The organism is Haemophilus parainfluenzae T3T1 (assembly GCF_000210895.1).
Taxonomy (GTDB): domain Bacteria; phylum Pseudomonadota; class Gammaproteobacteria; order Enterobacterales; family Pasteurellaceae; genus Haemophilus_D; species Haemophilus_D parainfluenzae_A.
Map to the genome: position 1 here is coordinate 1,625,692 of NC_015964.1, position 18,986 is coordinate 1,644,677.

The following is an 18,986-nucleotide window of genomic DNA, read 5'->3' on the forward strand; positions in this document are numbered from 1 at the left end:
ATAAATATACGCTGTTTAAATAAATTTTTCCAGTAGATTTTTATAACGGATTTTCACTCAGTGTGAAGTGTGCGATAATATCGCCAATTTAATTAAAGCGAGATATGTCGTGACTTCTACATCTTCGGAACAAGCCTTAAATTGGCAAGCCTTACAACCAGAATTATCGATTACTGAACTTTCAGCTGAAAAGGCTGATTTTTGGTCATTACAAAAACACGCCACAAAAGCGATTTCTTTATTTTTAAAACAACCTCGTCGTTCTTTGTTAGTTTTAAAAGCAGATGATCAAGCAGAATATGCCGATTTATTAGCAGAACTTATTCGCCAAGAACAGCCAAAAGAGCGGTCAGTTTTTGGGGTGAATTATGTGGTTGAGCAGGGAGATTCTTTTTCTTTCCCTCGCATTTATACCGAGCCTGCTCAATCTCTTGCTGATAATTTTGCCGCACAAGGTGATGTTCTGAAGGCATTACATGCCGATCAATTTAGTCTTTTTGGTAGTGTGCGCGTTCATCCAAGTTCACAAGATATTTTGCTTACGCCAGGTTTAGTGCATCAAGCCAATGGGGGCGTTTTGATTCTAAGTGCAGCAACGATGCTAAGCCAATTTGATTTATGGCAACGCTTAAAACATATTTTACAAACGCAAACTTTTGATTGGTATTCAGCCCATCCATTTAAAACCCTGCCTTGTGATATTCCAAGTTATCCACTTAATTTAAAAGTGGTGATTTTAGGCAATCGCACTGAAATTGCGACCTTAGGTGAGTTAGAAGAAGATCTTTACAGCTTGGCGGATTACGCGGAAATTGAAAGCTATTATTCTGTTGCACAACCGAAAGCACAAGAAAATTGGGCTAATTATGTGTTGGCATTAGCCTCAAAATATGAACTTGATTTAGATTTAACGGCATTAAATAAACTTTATCAGTTATTAGTACGTGAGAGCGAAGATCGCTTTTTAATTAACATTTCCCCGTTAAAAATAACAGAAATGTTGCTTAATGCCGCGACGTTGTCACAAAAACAAACCTTAAGTGCGGTTGATTTTGAGCAAGCTTTTAAACAAAAGAACGAACAGCATGGTTTCTTACGTGAACGTACTTATGCGGATATTCTCAACGAACAGATTTATGTGGAAACCAACGGTGAAATTGTTGGGCAGATTAATGGCTTGTCTGTGATTGAATATCCAGGCACACCGGTTTGTTTCGGTGAACCTTCTCGTATCAGTTGCTTAGTGCAGTTTGGTGATGGTGAAGTTGTGGATGTGGAGCGTAAAAACGAATTAGCGGGTAACCTTCACGGAAAAGGCATGATGATTTCTGAAGCGTGCTTGGCAAGTATCTTAGAGTTGCCATCACAGTTACCATTTTCTGCGTCTTTAGTGTTTGAACAATCTTATGGTGAAATTGATGGTGACAGTGCATCTCTAGCTATTTTTTCCTTATTAGTCAGTGCGTTATCTGATTTGCCGTTACCACAAAATATTGCGATTACCGGTACCATTGACCAATTTGGTTTGGTGCACGCAGTAGGCGGAGTGAATGACAAAATTGAAGGCTTTTTCACCATTTGTCAACGTCGCGGTTTGACGGGTAAACAAGGGGTGATTATTCCCGCGACAACAATTCAACAACTAAGCTTATCTGATGAAGTGGTTGAAGCGGTGAAAAATGAGCAGTTCTTTATTTATCAAGTCGAGGATATTTATCAAACAGCCAAGATTCTATTTGACCGCGATTTATTAGAAGAGAAAGAAGAATATGCCAAAGGCAAAGAGCCTATTGCACGTTTAATTCAAAATCGAATTGCTTTCCGTTCGGAAACGCCGAAAAAAAGCTGGTTAGATTTCTTTAAATCTTAATTTCTTAAAAGCGAACCTTGTGTTCGCTTTTCTTTTATCTTAATTTTACTGACTGATCCGACAAGTTGAGCTAACAAGTGTTCGCTGTTTACATTTCTTATAAATCCCCATAGAATCTACACTTATTGTTTGTAACCAAGCAAAACTATATATACAAGGAAATAAAAAATGGAAAACACCTGTACACCCAACATCAAAAGCAGCTACACTTATGAAGATTTATTAGCTTCTGGTCGTGGTGAATTATTTGGTAAAGAAGGCCCGCAACTTCCAGCACCAACGATGTTGATGATGGATCGTATTGTAAAAATGACCGAAGACGGCGGTGCGTTTGGTAAAGGGTATATTGAAGCAGAATTAGATATTCATCCAGATTTACCTTTTTTCGGTTGCCACTTTATTGGTGACCCAGTCATGCCTGGCTGTTTAGGTTTAGATGCGATGTGGCAATTAGTCGGTTTCTTCCTTGGCTGGGTTGGCGGTAAAGGTAAAGGCCGTGCATTAGGCGTAGGTGAAGTGAAATTTACTGGACAAATCTTACCATCCGCGAAAAAAGTGGTTTATCGCATTAATATGAAACGTGTGATTAATCGCAAATTAGTAATGGGAATGGCTGACGGTGAAGTGGAAGTGGATGGTCGCGTTATCTACACCGCAACTGATTTAAAAGTTGGCTTATTCCAAGATACATCAAGCTTCTAATTCAAATAAACACAACATCATATAAAAATAATAGCCCGATTCATTCGGGCTTTTTTTCTATTCTTCGTCAATAATATCGACAAATTCAGCATTCAGTAATTTAGCCAAATCTTGAGGTGCTAATTCAACGCTTAATCCACGTTTCCCGCCTGAAACAAAAATCGTATCAAAATTAAGTGCGGTCGAATTTATCACTGTTTTTACCCGTTTTTTTTGACCTAATGGACTAATGCCTCCAACTAAATATCCCGTACTTTTTTGTGCGGCATCTTTATCGGCCATTTCAACTTTTTTCACACCAATGGCTTTTGCTGCTTTCTTTAAACTCAACATATTTGCCGTGGAAAGCACAAAACACGCTAATTTTTTCTGATCACCATTTTCAGCGACTAAAAGTGTTTTAAAGGATTGGTGTGGATCAAGCCCAAGTTTTTCAGCGGCTTCATCGCCAAAATGCGTATTGTTAGGGTCATGATCATAAGTATGGAGAGTAAAAGGAATTTTATTTTTCTTTAGTAAATCAATTGCCGGTGTCATCTGATTTCCTTATGTATTTATTAGTCTTTTTTCTGTAGAATGAATCGGTTCAGAACATTTTACAGCGGAGAGAAAAATGGACGCAAGCCTAAATATTGCTATTGCAGCAGAATTTGATCTATGTGAAAAAATTGCCGAAGCACTTGAACAAAGTGAGCTAGATGTTGGCAAGATTTCTATCGTAGAAATTTATCCTTTTGAAGAAGAGCAAGCGGTGCGTTTTCGCAATAAAGCCGTTGCTCAATTAGCCACTGATGAGATTGAGTGGGACAGCGTTAATTATCTTTTCTTCGCAGGCCAAATTGACCAAGCGCCTCTATTAGCACAAGCAGCAGAAAGTGGCTGTGTGGTGATTGATTTAAAAGGAATTTGCTCAGCATTGTCTGATGTTCCTGTTGTGGTCCCTACAATCAATGAAGAAAATCTGACTGAATTAAGACAACGTAACATTGTGAGTTTACCCGATCCGCAAGTGAGTCAATTAGCCTTATCTCTACTACCAATCATTCAACAAACGAATTTAACTCAAGTCTTTGCAACATCACTTTTACCAGCTTCTTATACTAATGGTGAAACCGTAAATAAACTTGCGGGACAAACTGCTCGTTTACTGAACGGCATGCCATTAGAAGAAGGTGAAACCCGTTTTGCCTTTGATGTGTTTCCACAACAAGCGGCTAATTTAAATCTGCAATTACAAAAAATCTTCCCGCAGTTAGACAATGTCATTTTCCATCAAATTCAAGTGCCTGTATTCTACGGCATGGCACAAAAAGTGACCGCACTTTCAGATTATGAATTTGATTTCCAACCACAACAAAGCGAATTGATTGAATTACACGATAGCCTTGTTACCCCCGTGATTAACGGTGAAAACGAAAATGGTGAAGATAGCGTAAAATTGCATATCAGCCAACAAAGTGCGGTTGAAAATGGCGTCGAATTTTGGACAGTTGCCGATGAGCAACGTTTCAATATCGCCTTATTAGGTGTTAAATTACTTGAATCGATTTATCACCAAGGTTATTAATTAAGTTAAGGGAAAAACCATGCAGCAATCTTTACTTGAACGTCTTTTTTCCATTAAAGAAAAGGGCAGTACCACCAAAACCGAAATTATCGCTGGTATCACCACCTTCTTTACCATGGTGTACATCGTGTTTGTGAACCCATCCGTATTAGGTGATGCGGGAATGGATAAACAAGTTGTTTTCGTGACGACTTGTTTAATCGCCGCGCTAGGCACCATTGCGATGGGATTATTCAGTAATTTACCTATCGCTCTTGCGCCAGCCATGGGGTTAAATGCGTTTTTTGCCTATGTAGTCGTTGGCAAGCTTGGTTATTCTTGGGAAGTGGGCATGGGTACCATTTTCTGGGGCTCGATTGGTTTATTTGTTCTCACCTTATTCCAAATCCGTTATTGGTTAATGGCTTCGATTCCGCTTTCACTGCGCGTGGGAATTGGTGCGGGTATCGGTTTTTTTATTGCCTTAATTGGTTTTAAAAATATGGGATTGGTTGTAGCGAACCCTGCAACCTTAGTGGCATTAGGTAATTTACATGATCCGAAGATTCTGCTTGGCGTATTAGGTTTCTTCATTATCGTAGTTTTAGCTGCTCGTAATATTTTCTCTGGCGTCTTAATTTCTATCGCGGTAGTAACTGGATTAGCGCTTTTAATTGATGACCAAGTTACCTTCCACGGCATTGTTTCTATGCCACCAAGCTTAGGTGCGGTTGTAGGAAAAGTCGATATTGCTGGTGCTTTAGATACGGCTTTGCTCGGCATTATTTTCTCTTTCCTTTTAGTCAACTTATTTGACTCGTCAGGCACCTTATTAGGCGTGACTGATAAAGCGGGCTTTAGCGATGAAAAAGGTCGTTTCCCCAAAATGAAACAAGCCCTTTATGTGGATAGCGTAAGTGCCGTTGTTGGTTCTTATATTGGAACATCGGCTATCAGTACCTATATTGAAAGTGGTGCAGGGATTTCTGTCGGTGGTAGAACAGGTTTAACAGCAGTAACAGTCGGTGTTTTATTCTTACTTACCATTTTCTTCTCGCCACTTGCTAGTGTCGTACCGGCTTATGCAACCGCAGGGGCATTAGTCTATGTAGGGATTTTAATGGCATCCAGCCTTATTCGTGTACACTGGGATGATTTAACTGAAGCAACGCCTGCTTTTATCACTGCTGCGATGATGCCATTTACTTATTCAATTACTGAAGGTATCGCATTTGGTTTTATTAGCTATTGCGTCATGAAGGCCTGTACAGGTAGAATACGCGAGATCAATGCCCCTGTGTGGGTAGTGTCTTTATTATTTGTAGCCAAGTTCGTTTGGGTTGGCTGATTTCATAAAGGCGTAATTTATTACGCCTTCATTTTTATAGCATTGTAACAAGGAGTACATCATGCAAAATATTCTTTTTATCGTCAATGATTCCACATATAGCGGAGAAAAAACCTTCAACGCTGTTCGTTTCGCCATCAATATGAAAGAAGAGCACAGTAAGGATGTAAATATTAAATTATTCTGCTTTTCTGATGCGATTTTATGCGGTATCGCTGGGCAAAACCCAAATGAAGGTTTCAATATCCAACAACTTATCGACATTTTAGCGGCACAAGGTGCTGAAATTAAATTATGCACCAGCTGCGTAAAAGCACGTGGTTTATTAGATGCTAAATTAATTGACGGCGTGACCCTTGGTACTTTAGATGATGTCTCAGAATGGACATTATGGGCGGATAAAGTTTTAACGTTCTAAAATAATAAGATAAAGATTAAAGTGCGGTGAAATTTCACCGCATTTTTTATGGAAATCCCTCAGCTAAATCCCTACAATAGGGACACTCTAATGTTTACAGAAAAATAAAAAATGAGCCAAAAATCAACCGCACTTAATGCCATTTCATTACCCTTAAATCAAGTCAATTTAATTGAAGCCTCTGCAGGTACTGGGAAAACCTATACCATCGGTTCTATCTATCTTCGATTACTTTTGCAGGCGGGTGAGAATCGTTTTTCTCGTCCGTTAAATGTGGAAGAAATTTTGGTGGTAACCTTTACTGAAATGGCGACGGAAGATTTAAAGCGTAAAATTCGGGAACGTTTAACAGCGGCAATTTCGGTTTTTTCTGAATATTATGAGACAAAAGATAAGGCGATTTTTACTGGGGAACATCAATTTTTAGCGGAATTGTTGCCTTATTTAAAGGATATTCCGACCGCACTTCGTCGCTTGAAGCTGGCTGAACAAAATTTAGATTTAGCCTCCATTTATACCATTCACGGTTTTTGTCGCCGAATGTTAATGCAACATGCTTTTAATTCAGGTGTGCATTTCAATTTAAAACTTCTCAAAGATCAGTCTGATTTACTCAAACAATTTGCAAATGAATTTTGGCGGGAGCATTTTTATTCCCAACCTTTCGAGATTGCTAATTTTATCTCGAAAGAGTTAGGTTCGCCTGATGATGTGCTAAGTATTTTAGAATCGGATTTAAACAAAGATGTATCGGTAGCGACGGACAACCAACAAAGCTTGTCGTTGTCAATTGATGAATTTTTACAGAAAAGTGTGGGAGAGCGATTAAAAGCTATTGGAGCTTTAAAAGTTTTTTGGTTAAAAAATGTAGATAAAATTTCCTCCATTATCATGGAGGAAATAACAAAAGATTATCCAAAAGATCAGCTCACATCTCTCAGTCGTAGAAGCTACCAAAAAGAACGTCTTAAAACATGGATTGAACAGATTAATGAATGGGCAAATAATCCACTAGACTATGAAATTCATGAAACATTAAGGAAGTATTTTTTACAATCTTCGATTGAACAAAAATACGAAAAGCCGACAGAAAAAACGAAAAATAAAAAAGCGGCTATACCGTTTTATGCACCGATTTTTGAAGAACTCGAAGAACTGGTTGCAAAACATCAATCAAGTGATTTATTAAAAAAAATCATTCTTTATCACTATCGTCAAGGTATTCAAAAGAAACTTCTTGAATACAAAGCGAATCATCCTGAAAAATCCTTTGATGATTTATTACGCTTATTGAAAGAAGCATTACATGGTGAGGGCGGTGAACAGTTAGCGGAGTTAATTCGTTTTCAATATCCTTTTGCCATGATTGACGAATTCCAAGATACAGATGCGTTACAGTATCAAATTTTCTCGAAAATTTATCACAATGAAACCGCGTCTGGTAATGTTGGCTTTATGATGATCGGGGACCCAAAACAGGCGATTTATCGCTTCCGTGGTGCCGATATTTTTACATATTTAAAAGCAGCAAAAGAAGCCAATGAACGTTTTAACTTAGGCATAAATTATCGTTCTTCTCAACCTTTAGTGGACGGGGTAAATCGATTATTTGATTTTAAAAATGATCCCTTTATTTATGAAAATATAGAATTTTTAAATGTAGGCGCAGCCAAGAAAAATCTTGTTTTTCAGTTAAATAATCAGCCTGAACCGGCCTTCCGTTTTTACATTAATGATAAAGACGAATCCACCCAGCAAGATTATGCGAAAGCTTGCGCGACATCGATTCAGCAATGGTTAAAAAGTGCGGCTGAAAATCCGATTGTTTTTCCGAATGAAAGCAAAGCGGAAAATCAAACATTGCGAGCAGAAAATATTGCCGTTTTGGTGCGTGGTTATACCGAAGCGGATCTCGTGAAGAAAGAATTGCAAGCACTCGGTATCGCTTCGGTTTACCTTTCGGATAGGGGAAATGTCTTTGAGAGTAACACAGCAAAAGAACTAGCCTTGATTTTGCAAGCTTGTTTAAGCGTGACGGAACGCCCAATTTTAAATGCAATTGCGACCGCACTTTTCGGCTTAAATGCAGCTGAAATTCACCAAATTCACCAGGATGAAATTCAGTGGCAACGTTGGGCTGAAAAATTCGCAGAGTATCAACAAATTTGGCAACGCCAAGGCGTATTGCCGATGTTGCACCATTTACTTTTAGCTGAAAATATCACAGAAAAACTATTATCTCGGCCTGATGGCGAACGAAAACTGACGGATTTATTACATTTAGCCGAAATTTTACAGCAAGCAGCGGCATTAAATGAAAGTGAAGCGGCATTATTGCGCTGGTTTGAAAAGCAAATTCAAGATGAAGGTCGTCAAGAAGCACAAATTCGTTTAGAAAGCGAACGTCAATTAGTGAAGATTGTGACTATCCATAAATCCAAAGGCTTGGAATATGATTTGGTTTGGTTGCCATTTTTAGGTAATGAAGCAAAAGACCCAACAAAATCAGGTAAGCAGAAGAAACTGTTTAATTTATATTACGACAGTGATGAAGAGAAAACCTTGTGGGATATGCAAGATCAACACTTGGATGAATTAACAGAAGAAGTTTTTGCGGAAGAATTGCGTTTGCTTTATGTGGCATTAACCCGAGCAAAATACCAAATGGCCTTTGTGTTACCGAAAGCCTTTGATAAAAAATGGAATGCTTTATTATATGTTTTAACGCAAGGTGAAATTGGTCGAAAACTCGATTTGCCAAATAATTGGGATACCCAACCGGTATTGGAAAAATTTAAGCAGCTTTTACCCAATGATGTAGCGATTGAATTAACCGATGTGTTACAAGCCAGTGAACCACTGACCTTAAATGTTTCTCAAGAAAATTTAAGTGCGGAAACTTTCCGAGGTGAAATTGAACAAGATTGGCGAGTGACAAGCTTTAGTGGCATTGAACAAACACATCAACGCAAAGCTTATTTGAATGAAAGTGCGGTGAAAAAATCGCTCATTTTTGATGATGCGAAAGATTATGATGCCTCGATTTCAACAGAAAATATCCCTGAAAATCTGACCGCACTTGCTCATGATAACGATGAAATGGTTTTAGATTTCCCACGGGGAACACAAATCGGTACGTTATTGCATCGTTATTTTGAAAAGGTGCCTTTTGCTCAACTGGCTGAGAAAGAAAATATTGAAAAATTATGTCAGGATTTGAATCTTGCAGAAGAGCAATTTGTAGCAGTTCAATACTGGTTTGCACAAATACTCAGCACGCCAATTTTGCCAAACGATGATTTTACCCTTGCACAAATTAACGAAAAACAATGCTTAAAAGAGTTGGCATTTTATCTCAATATCACAAGCCATTTTGATGTCACAGGTTTTAATCGAGCGTTATCAACCTTACATCATTTGCCGTCAGAACCGTTACAGTTTGATGATATTCAAGGCATGGTGCGAGGCACAATAGACTTAGTTTTCAGTCATCAAGATAAATATTATTTGCTTGATTACAAATCGAATTTCTTGGGCGAAATATTAAAGGATTACGATCAAGCTGCATTGAAAAAAGCCATGTTAGAGCATCATTATGATTGGCAATATTTGTTGTATGTGGTGGCATTGCACCGTTATTTAAAAACACGTTTGCCTCACTACGATTACAAGCGAGATTTTGGTGGTGTGGTCTATGCATTTTTACGAGGAATGAATGGTTCGCCACAATCGGGCATCTTTTTTGATAAACCAGATTGGCAATTAATCCAACAATTAGAGGAATTATTTTAATGTTAAGCCTATTAAAATCCTTGCAAGAACAAGGTGTGATTACTCAAGGCGATTATTATTTTGCTCAATTAATTGCTGATAAACAAAAAGATAAAGGCTATGCCGAACCCGTACAAAATTTAGCGATTTTATTAGCCGCACTTTGCAACTGGAGCTATACACAAGGCAATACTTGTTGTGTGTTAGATCGTTTCTTAGAACGTAATTTATTTGGTTTGGCTTATCGTCATACTGAAACGGATTTTTTGTCGCTTATCAATGAAAAGATTGGTTCGCTTCCTGTATCCAAATGGCAATCAGCCTTAGCGGGGCATATTGCTTTTACACAAGATCCTGAAAATCAGATTGCGCCTCTCGCATTTCAATTTGGGGCTATTTATTTCTATCGAGCTTGGCAAGATGAGTTCCGCGTGGCGCAATATATTAAAAATGCCTTGAAAAATAACCGCACTTTATCGGTAGAACCGCAACAAATTCGGGCATTATTAGATCGTTATTTCCCTCAACAACAAGCACAAATTGATTGGCAAAAAGTAGCAGTCGCAACAGCAGTGAAAACTCCATTTTCTGTGATTACAGGTGGACCGGGAACAGGGAAAACCACGACAGTCACTCGATTATTATGTGTATTACAGGAATTATTTGGTGGCAAACTTCATATTAAATTGGTTGCGCCAACGGGAAAAGCGGCGGCTCGTTTAACGGAATCCATTGAAAATGCCTTGGCACAAATGCCGATTTCAGATGAGTTACGTGCATCCATTCCGAAAACCGCAGAAACGTTGCATCGTTTATTAGGCGTTCGACCTTTTACCGATAGCGTGAAATATCATGCACATAATCCACTGCAAATTGATGTGTTAGTGGTGGATGAAACTTCGATGATTGATTTGCCGATGATGGCGAAACTGGTGCAAGCGTTGAAGCCCGAAACGCGTTTGATTTTATTGGGCGACCAAGCTCAATTGGCTTCAGTGGAAGCTGGCGCGGTATTAGGTGAAATTGCACAGTTTTTAACGCTAGATTATAGCCCCGCTCAAGCTGATTATATCCATACAACAACAGGCTATACCGTTCCAACTTCAGATGAACATAGTCCGCTACGTGATGCCATTTGCCATTTAACCTTTAGTCGTCGTTTCCGAGATGATTCGGGCATAAAACAACTTGCTGAGCAAATTCAACAAGGAAAAGGTGAGGGCAGTGTGGCAACCTTTGCGGAATATCCACAAGAGTTACATTTCCATCATTTTGATGAAGAGCAAGACGTTAAAGAATCTGTTCGTCAAGTGGTGAAAAGTGCGGTCGAAAATTACCGTGTTTATTTAACGCAACTTCAAACTTATTTTGCTCAGAAGAAAGATCTCAATGCAAAATTTATAGATGAAAAGGGCAATGAGAAAACTTATGCGGAAGCAATTTTAGACCGTTTTAATTCGGTGAGATTTTTGACCGCACTTCGCGCTTCGGCATTAGGTGTGGAAGAGTTAAATCGAGAAATTGCTTTAGCATTGCGTGCAGAAAAACTACTTTGGTTCCGCCAAGAGGATGATTGGTATATCGGTAAGCCAATTATGATTACCGAAAACGATCATAACGTGAAACTGTATAACGGTGATATTGGCTTGTGTTTAGCTAAAGGCAAAGTGTGGTTCGGCAATCGAGAAGTTTCTACCAGTCGTATTCCCGCTCACGAACCTGCATTTATGATGACGATTCATAAATCCCAAGGTTCGGAGTTTGATCATACCGTTATAGTGTTACCAACAGAACCCAATCCAGTGCTTTCACGAGAGCTGGTATTTACCGGTGTTACCCGTGCGAAAAATCAACTTTCCGTATTTGCTAATGAAAAAATCTGGCAAAGTGCGGTCAGAAATACGGTAAAAAGACAAAGTGGTTTAGGAAAGTTATTACAGGAAGAAGAGGAGTAAAAAATGAAATTATATGTTTACGATCATTGCCCGTTTTGTGTACGTGCCCGCATGATTTTTGGTTTAAAAAATTTACCGGTAGAACTTGTAGTGCTGGCAAATGATGATGAAGCAACGCCAATTGGTTTAGTGGGCAAAAAGGTTGTGCCAATTCTTGTCAAAGAAGATGGTACTGCGATGCCGGAAAGTTTGGATATCGTGCATTATGTAGATGAACATTTTGGTGAAAAAATCTTATCTGAACACGTTCGTCCTGAAATTGAAGCATGGTTAAAAGAAGTCGGCAGTTATTATGGTCATCTTACGACTGCACGCTTTACGCAAATTGGTTTAGCTGAATTTGAAACCCAAAGTGCGGTTAATTATTTTACTAAAAAGAAAACGGAATTTATTGGTGATTTTGCTGAAAATATTGCGAAGACCGAAACCTATCTCACTCGCTTAAAAGGCGATTTAGAGAAATTAGCTGTATTAATTCAATCTGAAAATGCCTTAAACGGCCAACTTTCTCTCGAAGATATTATCGTTTTCCCTGTATTACGAAATCTGACTTGTGTGAAAGGAATCGAATTCCCACCAGCGGTTTTAGGTTATATCACGAATATGGCTAAGTTAAGCGATGTACCATTGTATTTTGATAAAGCTATTTAACCACAGCTGATTAATAGGGCTAGGAAATACTGAAGTTTTGACTTGGATCATAGGTGCGGTCATTTTTTCAGTATTTTTTATTCATCGATCTATAATCTCTAACGTTTACTTTAATAAGAGCGCAGAGATATGGATCAGGAATACCAACGAGCGGTTACCCGTATTTGTGTGGAAACCGCTTTATTATTGTTACAGCATGGCGCAGAAAGTGCTGTCGTCGTACAAATGGCACAGCGATTAGGTGTAGCGTTAGGCATTGAAAGCGTGGAGTGTGCTTTAACGGCAAATGCCGTCTTATTGACCACACTTTCTAAGCAGCATTGTATTACCACCGTGCGGAAGAATGTCGATAAAGGCATTAATATGCAAATCGTTACGGATGTTCAGCACATTGTGGTTGCTGTAGAGCATCACTTGTATGATTTGTCCATGGCTCAAAAGAAACTGGATAAATTAAAACCACTAAAATATAACCGTTATTTGGTGGTGTTTATGATTGGTTTATCTTGTGCCTCTTTTGCTCATCTTTCTGGTGGAGATATCACAATTTGTGCAATCACCTTTATCGCTTCTGCCATTGCCATGTTTGTTCGACAAGAAATTTCTAAACGTCATTACAATCCACTCATCGTTTTTGCCATTACCGCTTTTGTTGCCTCACTGATTTCCGGTGTCAGTTTGAAATATAGTTTAGGTAATGATCCTCATATTGCATTGGCTTCTAGCGTTTTATTACTCGTCCCGGGATTCCCATTAATTAATTCACTTGCAGATATTTTAAAAGGGTATGTCAATATGGGAATAGGACGATGGACCATTGCTACGGTTCTCACCTTTGGTGCTTGTTTAGGTATCGTTTTTGCATTAGATCTTTTAAATATTGTTTCGTGGGTGGGGTAATAGAATGTTTTTACTGAATTTACTCGACGATATGCTTTTTGCCGCCATTCCAGCAGTAGGATTTGCTTTAGTATTTAATGTTCCGCCTAAAGCCTTAAAGTATTGTGCTATTTTAGGCGCGCTTGGGCATGTCACGAGAACTTTATTATTACACTTTGGAGTCCCGATTGTTTTTGCCACTTTTTTTGCCACTTGTGTGATTGGTTTTATTGGTGTGCATTTATCTCATCGCTATTTAGCCCATCCAAAAGTCTTTACCGTTGCGGCAATTATTCCAATGATTCCGGGTGTTCATGCTTATAAAGCGATGATTGCTATCGTACAAATTCATCATTATGGATTTTCCGATAAATTATTTGAGCAAATGATCAGCTCTTTTATCAATACCAGCTTTATTTTGGGGGCGCTAGTTTTAGGTTTAGCCTTGCCAGGATTATTGTTTTATAGACAAAGGCCCGTTGTGTAGAAAAAAAGTATTTTGATTATAACGTTAATAAGTTTAAATTAAGGACGTGTGTAATACTTCCTTATTTTTTTAATTGAATCATAATCCCATATATTCCCTTGATTTCTAAATTTTGTAGGTGTTTTTTCTTGAATAGTTGAGTGAAATAACTATATTATTTAGTGTTTATTAGATTTCACGATGTTTTTATAAAAGAGTAGAAATTTAACCGCTCTTAAAATAGAAGGAATACAAATGCTTAATCTTATTGTCACTATCATTGCAACTATTTTTGCTGCAAACGCATTAAACTCACTTCCTGAGTTATCACAAAAACATCCAGGTGATATGACATCAATGACACAGGACCAACGTCTTGAAAAAGCAAAAGCACTTTATGAGAAAGGCTTTGATTATGAATATGGGATCACAAAAACCGTTGATCGTACTTTAGCGAATAAATTTTTAAAAGAAGCTGCCGATTTAGGTCACGCTGATGCCCTCTTTTTCTTAGGGATGAATGCGGTAGATAATGGCGATCTTGAACAAGCTAGAAAATATGCTGATTCTGCTATTGAGCTAGGAAACATGGCAGGAAAGTATATATTGGCGGAAATTTCCGAACTGGAATATTTTGGGGATGCTGAAGAATTATATAAGGCAGGCTTTAAGGCATTAAAAGAGAAGGTTGAACAAGGCGATTTACATTATTCTAATGTACTTGGCTATGCTTACCGTTTCGGTATCGGCACTGAAGAGAATATTAAACAGGCAATTAAAGTTTTTACCCCTTCGGCTGAGCAAGGTAATGCGATGTCATTAGGACATTTAAGTGAAATTTACCTTGAACAGGATAAAATTGAAAAGGCTAAACCGCTTATGCTGAAATCGGCTGAAAAAAATAATGATATGGCACAATACAATTTAGGTTATAGCATTTATGAGGCGGGCTCAGAAGAATCACTTTATTGGCTCAATAAAGCGGCTGAAAATAATAACCTTCAAGCCATCATGTATTTAGCGAGTTATTATCATAATCAGGATATAAACAAAGCCATTTATTATTATCAAAAAGCTGCCAAATTGAATGATTCTCAGGCGATGCTTGAGTTAAGTTATTTATATGAAAATGGCGAAGGCGTAGAAAAGGATGATAAGAAAGCTGTAGAGTTATTAGAGGAAGCATTTCGATTACAAAATTTAGAAGCCATGAATGAGCTTTCTATTCGCTATTTAGAAGGCAGAGGTGTTGAACGAAATTATGAAATAGCAGAAGGGTTATTTAATAACATAATTGCATTGGATGAAAGTTTAAGCGAGAAAGAAAAAGCTTCATATAATGTATATTATCAATTGGCAGAGCGTTATGAAGAATTCGCCAAAGATGATAATGCGGCATTAGATGCTTATAAACAAGGGTACGAAATTGAAAAGAAAGAAACCAAACGAGATAACAAAAAAATTAAAGCAAAAATTAAAGCATTAGAAGCAAAATTAAACAAGAAAAAATAATGAAAGTGCGGTTAAATTTCATCGTGTTTTTGCAAAACAAGGAAGAAATTTAACCGCTTGTTATTCTTGAATGGAAACAGAATAGTCCTCTAACAAAAGGAATCCAAATGACAAATATTGTCGCATTAATTGCAGCAACCGTATTAAATCTACAAACTCATTTTATACCTGTGAAATCAAATGAGGCTCTAACAGACTTGGTGATGATTGAACAGATACCCATGACTCAAGCCCAGCGCGCTGAAAAAGCGAAAACCTTTTATGAAGAAGGTTATGATTATTTCTACGGTATTTCATATCCCGTAAATCGTACTCTAGCAGTGAAGTATTTTCAGGAAGCTGAAAAGTTAAAGAATGCGGATGCTTTATTTTTCCTATCTATTCATCAACAAAATAATGGCAATTTGAAGGAAGCCGCCCAAGCAGCGAAAAGATCGCTTGAGTTGGGGAATGAAGCTGCCAAAATTATATTAGGTAAAATTCAAAAAGATGAAAAATTGAGGAAAGAAGGTAATACACTTGAATTAGGAAATGAAGTCACCAAAATTACAGTAGGTGAAACTCAAGAAGATGAAACATTGATGAAAGAGGGTTTCAATGCACTTAAAAAGAAAGTGGATTCTGGCGATATGCATTATTCGGATTCTTTAGGCTATGCTTATGAATTTGGAATCGGCACTTCTTTTAGTATTAAAGAAGCGATGAAATACTATGAAATGGCAGCAAAACAGAACAATACGATGGGGATGACGAATCTCGCTAATCTTTATCTTCGAGAAAATAAGTTTAAAAAAGCGAAGCCTTTATTAGTTAAAGCCGCAGAAAAAGAATATGGCTATGCACAGTATTTACTCGCGATGAATTTTTTTGATCTTTATTCTGACAACAATAAAGAAGCATTATTTTGGTTAGAAAGGGCAGCGAGCAATGATGAGCCACATGCACTTTATCAATTAGGTTTGTATTATGGAGAAAAAGCTGATTTAGCTAAATCCATTCAATACTATCAACGCGCCGCAGAGCTTAATTATGGAGATGCGCTTCTTGAGTTATATTATATCTATGGCGAAGGTATTGGTGTTGAGCAAGATGATGATAAAGCGCTATTTTTCCTTAAGAAGGTTGCAGAATTAGGGAACCAAGAGGCGATTGAGGAGTTAGCCGCTATGGCATTGAGTGGGCAAGGCAATATGGATGCTAAAGAAGCAGAGTATTGGATTAAAAAAGCTGGCTATACGGAAGAGATGCTTAAAGAATTAGATAAGCTACAAGAAAAAAGTTTAGAGATGTTTGAAAAAATGCAGAAAGAGAATCAGTAAAAGCGATAGATATACATATTAAAAAACAAAATAAAAACCTGCTTTTCAGCAGGTTTTTATTTTATATGAATGCCAAATTAAGCATGGCAAGTTTGACAAGCAGCCTGGAACATCCAAACAAGTTTTTCTTGTTCTTTGATGTAGTCGCTCATTTGAGAAGCGGTACCTTCATCATCAGACTCACCCGCTAATTCAAGGATTTCACGTTGTTGTTCAAGTAATACTTTTAATCCTTCTAATGTGCCTTTTAAGCAAGATTGCGCATCACTTACCCCTAACTCTTCTTTAATACGTGAGTGTTGGAAGTATTGTGAATAACCGTTATGCGGAGTGTAACCTAAAGTTAAGATACGTTCTGCTACTTCATCGACTTTTTCTACTAAATCGGTGTAGATTTCTTCAAATTTTGCGTGTAATTCAAAGAAGTTTACCCCTTTAATGTTCCAGTGGTAACCGCGCACGTTGGTATAGAAGACTTGATAGGTTGCTAATAATTCATTTAATTTTGCTGCTAATTTTTCAGATGCTTTTTTATCTAAACCGATTGATGTTTTTGACATAGTATTTTCCTCTTTATTGTTGATTAAAATGTTGTTCCCTTGCTTGGGAAGTGTGGTCATTATAAGCATCGTTTTTTCTGATAGCTATTTCATATTATCTAGTGGTTCAATAGTTAAAATCTATCCATAATAAATTATACATAGTTAAAAACTTTTATTGTGAATTGCGAAAAAAACTCTGTGAAGTAGATCACACATTCAATATTTCCCCTTTGACAGAATGAATCGAAGATGATTATGATTGATGCAAATCATTTTATTCTAAGATTTGATTGCTTTACTTCATTTTCGAATGAAATGTTTGGCTAGGTTTAAAAACCAAAAATATGATTTTATTACTCATCAGGAGTTTAGTATGACAAAGCATTTTTCCTTTGAAACTAATGAATCTCGTCGTCATTTTATGAAACTTATGGCTGGCGTAGGGGCAGGTCTTGCATTTAGTGGTACATTAGGCACATTTGCACCAAAAGCCTTTGCTGCAGAAATTAAAGGTAAAACCATTGAAGCGGGGATTGCTTATCCGCTTTCTACCGGTTTTGACCCAATGACATCAAGTGGTGCATCACCTTATGCAGCAAACTTGCACATTTTTGAAGGTTTGGTGGATTTGCATCCTGCAACTCGTGAACCTTATCTTGCTTTAGCTGGAAAAGAGCCAGAACAAGTTGATGAAACAACATGGCGTATTACTTTACGTGAAGGCGCAACCTTCCATGACGGATCTCCAGTCACCACTGAAGACGTTGTATATTCTTTCAATCGTATTATGGATCCAGCCAATAAATCACTATTTGTGATGTTTATTGATTTCGTTGAAAGTGTGAAAGCGGTAGATGATAAAGTGGTGGAATTCAAACTGAAATATCCATTTGCTTTATTCGCTAACCGCTTAACTTGTGTGAAAATTGTACCGAAACATGTGATCGATAAAGTGGGACAATCTGCCTTTGATGCACACCCAGTTGGTTCGGGTCCATTCAAATTTGTTTCAGCAGTGAAAGATGACAAAATCGTCTTTGAAGCTTATGAACCTTACAATGGTAAATATCCAGCGCAAGTTGAAAAAATGTCTTGGTTATTACTTTCTGATGCCGCAGCTCGTGTAACTGCACAAGAGTCTAAACGTACTCAAGCAATGGAAAGTGTGCCTTATTTAGACATTAGTCGCTTGAAAAACAAAAAACAACAAGTGCAATCCGTTCAATCTTTCGGCTTGCTATTCTTAATGTTTAACTGTGAGAAAGCTCCGTTTAACAATCCAAAAGTACGTCAAGCGTTACACTATGGTTTAAACACTGACAAACTTGTTGATATTGTATTTGATGGTAATGCAGAAGCTGCAACATCATACTTACAAACCACTCACCCTGATTACATTAAGGCATCAACTCAATATCCTTATGATCCGGAAAAAGCAGCGGCATTATTAAAAGAAGCCGGTGTAACTGAGCTTAAATTTGAATTGCTCGCAACCGACCACGACTGGGTAAAAGAATCAGCACCGTTAATTTTAGAGTCTTGGAACAAGATTCCTGGTGTGAAAGTGACTTTACAACACTTACAATCAGGTGCGTTATACAGCAACAACGTGGATCCAGGTGTATATGAAGTGGCAATCGCTCCAGGTGACCCATCAGTGTTCGGTAATGACTTAGACTTGCTTTTAAGCTGGTGGTACCGTGGTGATGTATGGCCGAAACGTCGTTTCCGTTGGAGCAACACCCCTGAATTTGCGAAAGTGACTGAATTACTCAATGCAGCAGTGAGAGCAAAAGATCACGCTGAAGCGAAAAAATCATGGGAAGAAGCGATTAACATTATTGCGGCAGAAGTACCACTTTATCCGATTGTTCATCGTAAACTTCCTTCTGCATGGGATGATAGCAGCCTTGAAGGCTATCAACCATTGGCAACAACCGGTTTATCTTTCCTCGGTGTGGGCCGTAAATAAAAGCACTTTTTAATTTAATGTTTTGGCTGTTGAGC

At 37.9% G+C, this 18,986-nt stretch carries 15 protein-coding genes; 13 read left to right on the plus strand and 2 right to left on the minus strand.

Going from position 1 to position 18,986, the window contains the following annotated elements; translation table 11 throughout:
• The first annotated feature begins 79 nt into the window (after positions 1–79).
• Both PARA_RS08130 and fabA read left to right on the plus strand, forming a co-directional pair.
• On the plus strand, positions 80–1,870 hold the full coding sequence (locus PARA_RS08130; protein WP_419760872.1) for an AAA family ATPase: 1,791 nt from the start codon (positions 80–82) through the stop codon (positions 1,868–1,870).
• Between the two features lie 168 nt (positions 1,871–2,038).
• Complete coding sequence (gene fabA, locus PARA_RS08135) at positions 2,039–2,572, plus strand: bifunctional 3-hydroxydecanoyl-ACP dehydratase/trans-2-decenoyl-ACP isomerase (protein WP_014065350.1); 534 nt, start codon at positions 2,039–2,041, stop codon at positions 2,570–2,572.
• A gap of 57 nt (positions 2,573–2,629) precedes the next feature.
• Here the strand turns inward: fabA and ybaK are convergent, their stop codons facing one another.
• Entirely contained in the window at positions 2,630–3,109 is a 480-nt protein-coding gene (gene ybaK / locus PARA_RS08140) for a Cys-tRNA(Pro) deacylase (RefSeq protein ID WP_014065351.1), read from the minus strand.
• A 76-nt stretch (positions 3,110–3,185) separates the two neighbouring features.
• Between ybaK and PARA_RS08145 the strand changes: the two genes are divergently transcribed.
• The 10 genes from PARA_RS08145 (at position 3,186) to PARA_RS08190 (ending at position 16,437) form a co-directional block, all read left to right on the plus strand.
• Positions 3,186–4,139 carry an oxidoreductase gene (locus PARA_RS08145; protein ID WP_014065352.1) on the plus strand — a complete coding sequence of 318 codons (954 nt, stop codon included), beginning with the start codon at positions 3,186–3,188 and terminating at the stop codon, positions 4,137–4,139.
• Positions 4,140–4,158: 19 nt separating this feature from the next.
• A complete protein-coding gene (locus PARA_RS08150; protein ID WP_014065353.1) occupies positions 4,159–5,466 on the plus strand; it encodes an NCS2 family permease in 1,308 nt (435 codons plus the stop codon).
• Between the two features lie 61 nt (positions 5,467–5,527).
• Positions 5,528–5,884, plus strand: coding sequence for a DsrE/DsrF/TusD sulfur relay family protein (locus PARA_RS08155; protein WP_005696059.1), 357 nt, complete (start codon positions 5,528–5,530; stop codon positions 5,882–5,884).
• Positions 5,885–5,995: 111 nt separating this feature from the next.
• Positions 5,996–9,676 (plus strand): exodeoxyribonuclease V subunit beta, encoded by a 3,681-nt coding sequence (gene recB / locus PARA_RS08160; protein WP_014065354.1) that lies wholly within the window; start codon positions 5,996–5,998, stop codon positions 9,674–9,676.
• Positions 9,676–11,610: an exodeoxyribonuclease V subunit alpha gene (gene recD, locus PARA_RS08165; protein WP_014065355.1), complete on the plus strand. Its 1,935-nt coding sequence runs from the start codon at positions 9,676–9,678 to the stop codon at positions 11,608–11,610. The genes recB and recD overlap by 1 nt, the downstream gene beginning before the upstream one ends.
• A 3-nt stretch (positions 11,611–11,613) precedes the next feature.
• Positions 11,614–12,261: a glutaredoxin 2 gene (gene grxB, locus PARA_RS08170; RefSeq protein ID WP_014065356.1), complete on the plus strand. Its 648-nt coding sequence runs from the start codon at positions 11,614–11,616 to the stop codon at positions 12,259–12,261.
• A gap of 129 nt (positions 12,262–12,390) precedes the next feature.
• Positions 12,391–13,161, plus strand: a complete 771-nt coding sequence (locus PARA_RS08175) for a threonine/serine ThrE exporter family protein (protein WP_014065357.1) — start codon at positions 12,391–12,393, stop codon at positions 13,159–13,161.
• Between the two features lie 4 nt (positions 13,162–13,165).
• The gene (locus tag PARA_RS08180) at positions 13,166–13,627 is read left to right on the plus strand and encodes a threonine/serine exporter family protein (RefSeq protein WP_014065358.1); all 462 of its coding nucleotides are present in this window, start codon (positions 13,166–13,168) and stop codon (positions 13,625–13,627) included.
• A gap of 234 nt (positions 13,628–13,861) precedes the next feature.
• A complete protein-coding gene (locus PARA_RS08185; protein ID WP_014065359.1) occupies positions 13,862–15,118 on the plus strand; it encodes a tetratricopeptide repeat protein in 1,257 nt (418 codons plus the stop codon).
• A 107-nt stretch (positions 15,119–15,225) separates the two neighbouring features.
• On the plus strand, positions 15,226–16,437 hold the full coding sequence (locus tag PARA_RS08190; protein ID WP_014065360.1) for a tetratricopeptide repeat protein: 1,212 nt from the start codon (positions 15,226–15,228) through the stop codon (positions 16,435–16,437).
• 77 nt (positions 16,438–16,514) lie between these two features.
• Here the strand turns inward: PARA_RS08190 and PARA_RS08195 are convergent, their stop codons facing one another.
• Positions 16,515–16,997, minus strand: a complete 483-nt coding sequence (locus tag PARA_RS08195) for a Dps family protein (protein ID WP_014065361.1) — start codon at positions 16,995–16,997, stop codon at positions 16,515–16,517.
• A 355-nt stretch (positions 16,998–17,352) separates the two neighbouring features.
• On the opposite strand from PARA_RS08195, the gene PARA_RS08200 reads away from it, so the two are divergent.
• Positions 17,353–18,951 carry an ABC transporter substrate-binding protein gene (locus PARA_RS08200; RefSeq protein WP_014065362.1) on the plus strand — a complete coding sequence of 533 codons (1,599 nt, stop codon included), beginning with the start codon at positions 17,353–17,355 and terminating at the stop codon, positions 18,949–18,951.
• Positions 18,952–18,986 lie beyond the last annotated feature (35 nt).

Coding starts and splice junctions, on each gene's coding strand:
- PARA_RS08145 (WP_014065352.1), top strand. CDS start 3,186: ATGGACGCAAGCCTAAATATTGCTATTGCAGCAGAATTTGATCTATGT.
- ybaK (WP_014065351.1), bottom strand. CDS start 3,109: ATGACACCGGCAATTGATTTACTAAAGAAAAATAAAATTCCTTTTACT.
- PARA_RS08150 (WP_014065353.1), top strand. CDS start 4,159: ATGCAGCAATCTTTACTTGAACGTCTTTTTTCCATTAAAGAAAAGGGC.
- fabA (WP_014065350.1), top strand. CDS start 2,039: ATGGAAAACACCTGTACACCCAACATCAAAAGCAGCTACACTTATGAA.
- PARA_RS08190 (WP_014065360.1), top strand. CDS start 15,226: ATGACAAATATTGTCGCATTAATTGCAGCAACCGTATTAAATCTACAA.
- PARA_RS08155 (WP_005696059.1), top strand. CDS start 5,528: ATGCAAAATATTCTTTTTATCGTCAATGATTCCACATATAGCGGAGAA.
- PARA_RS08200 (WP_014065362.1), top strand. CDS start 17,353: ATGACAAAGCATTTTTCCTTTGAAACTAATGAATCTCGTCGTCATTTT.
- PARA_RS08185 (WP_014065359.1), top strand. CDS start 13,862: ATGCTTAATCTTATTGTCACTATCATTGCAACTATTTTTGCTGCAAAC.
- PARA_RS08175 (WP_014065357.1), top strand. CDS start 12,391: ATGGATCAGGAATACCAACGAGCGGTTACCCGTATTTGTGTGGAAACC.
- PARA_RS08180 (WP_014065358.1), top strand. CDS start 13,166: ATGTTTTTACTGAATTTACTCGACGATATGCTTTTTGCCGCCATTCCA.
- recB (WP_014065354.1), top strand. CDS start 5,996: ATGAGCCAAAAATCAACCGCACTTAATGCCATTTCATTACCCTTAAAT.
- PARA_RS08195 (WP_014065361.1), bottom strand. CDS start 16,997: ATGTCAAAAACATCAATCGGTTTAGATAAAAAAGCATCTGAAAAATTA.
- grxB (WP_014065356.1), top strand. CDS start 11,614: ATGAAATTATATGTTTACGATCATTGCCCGTTTTGTGTACGTGCCCGC.
- recD (WP_014065355.1), top strand. CDS start 9,676: ATGTTAAGCCTATTAAAATCCTTGCAAGAACAAGGTGTGATTACTCAA.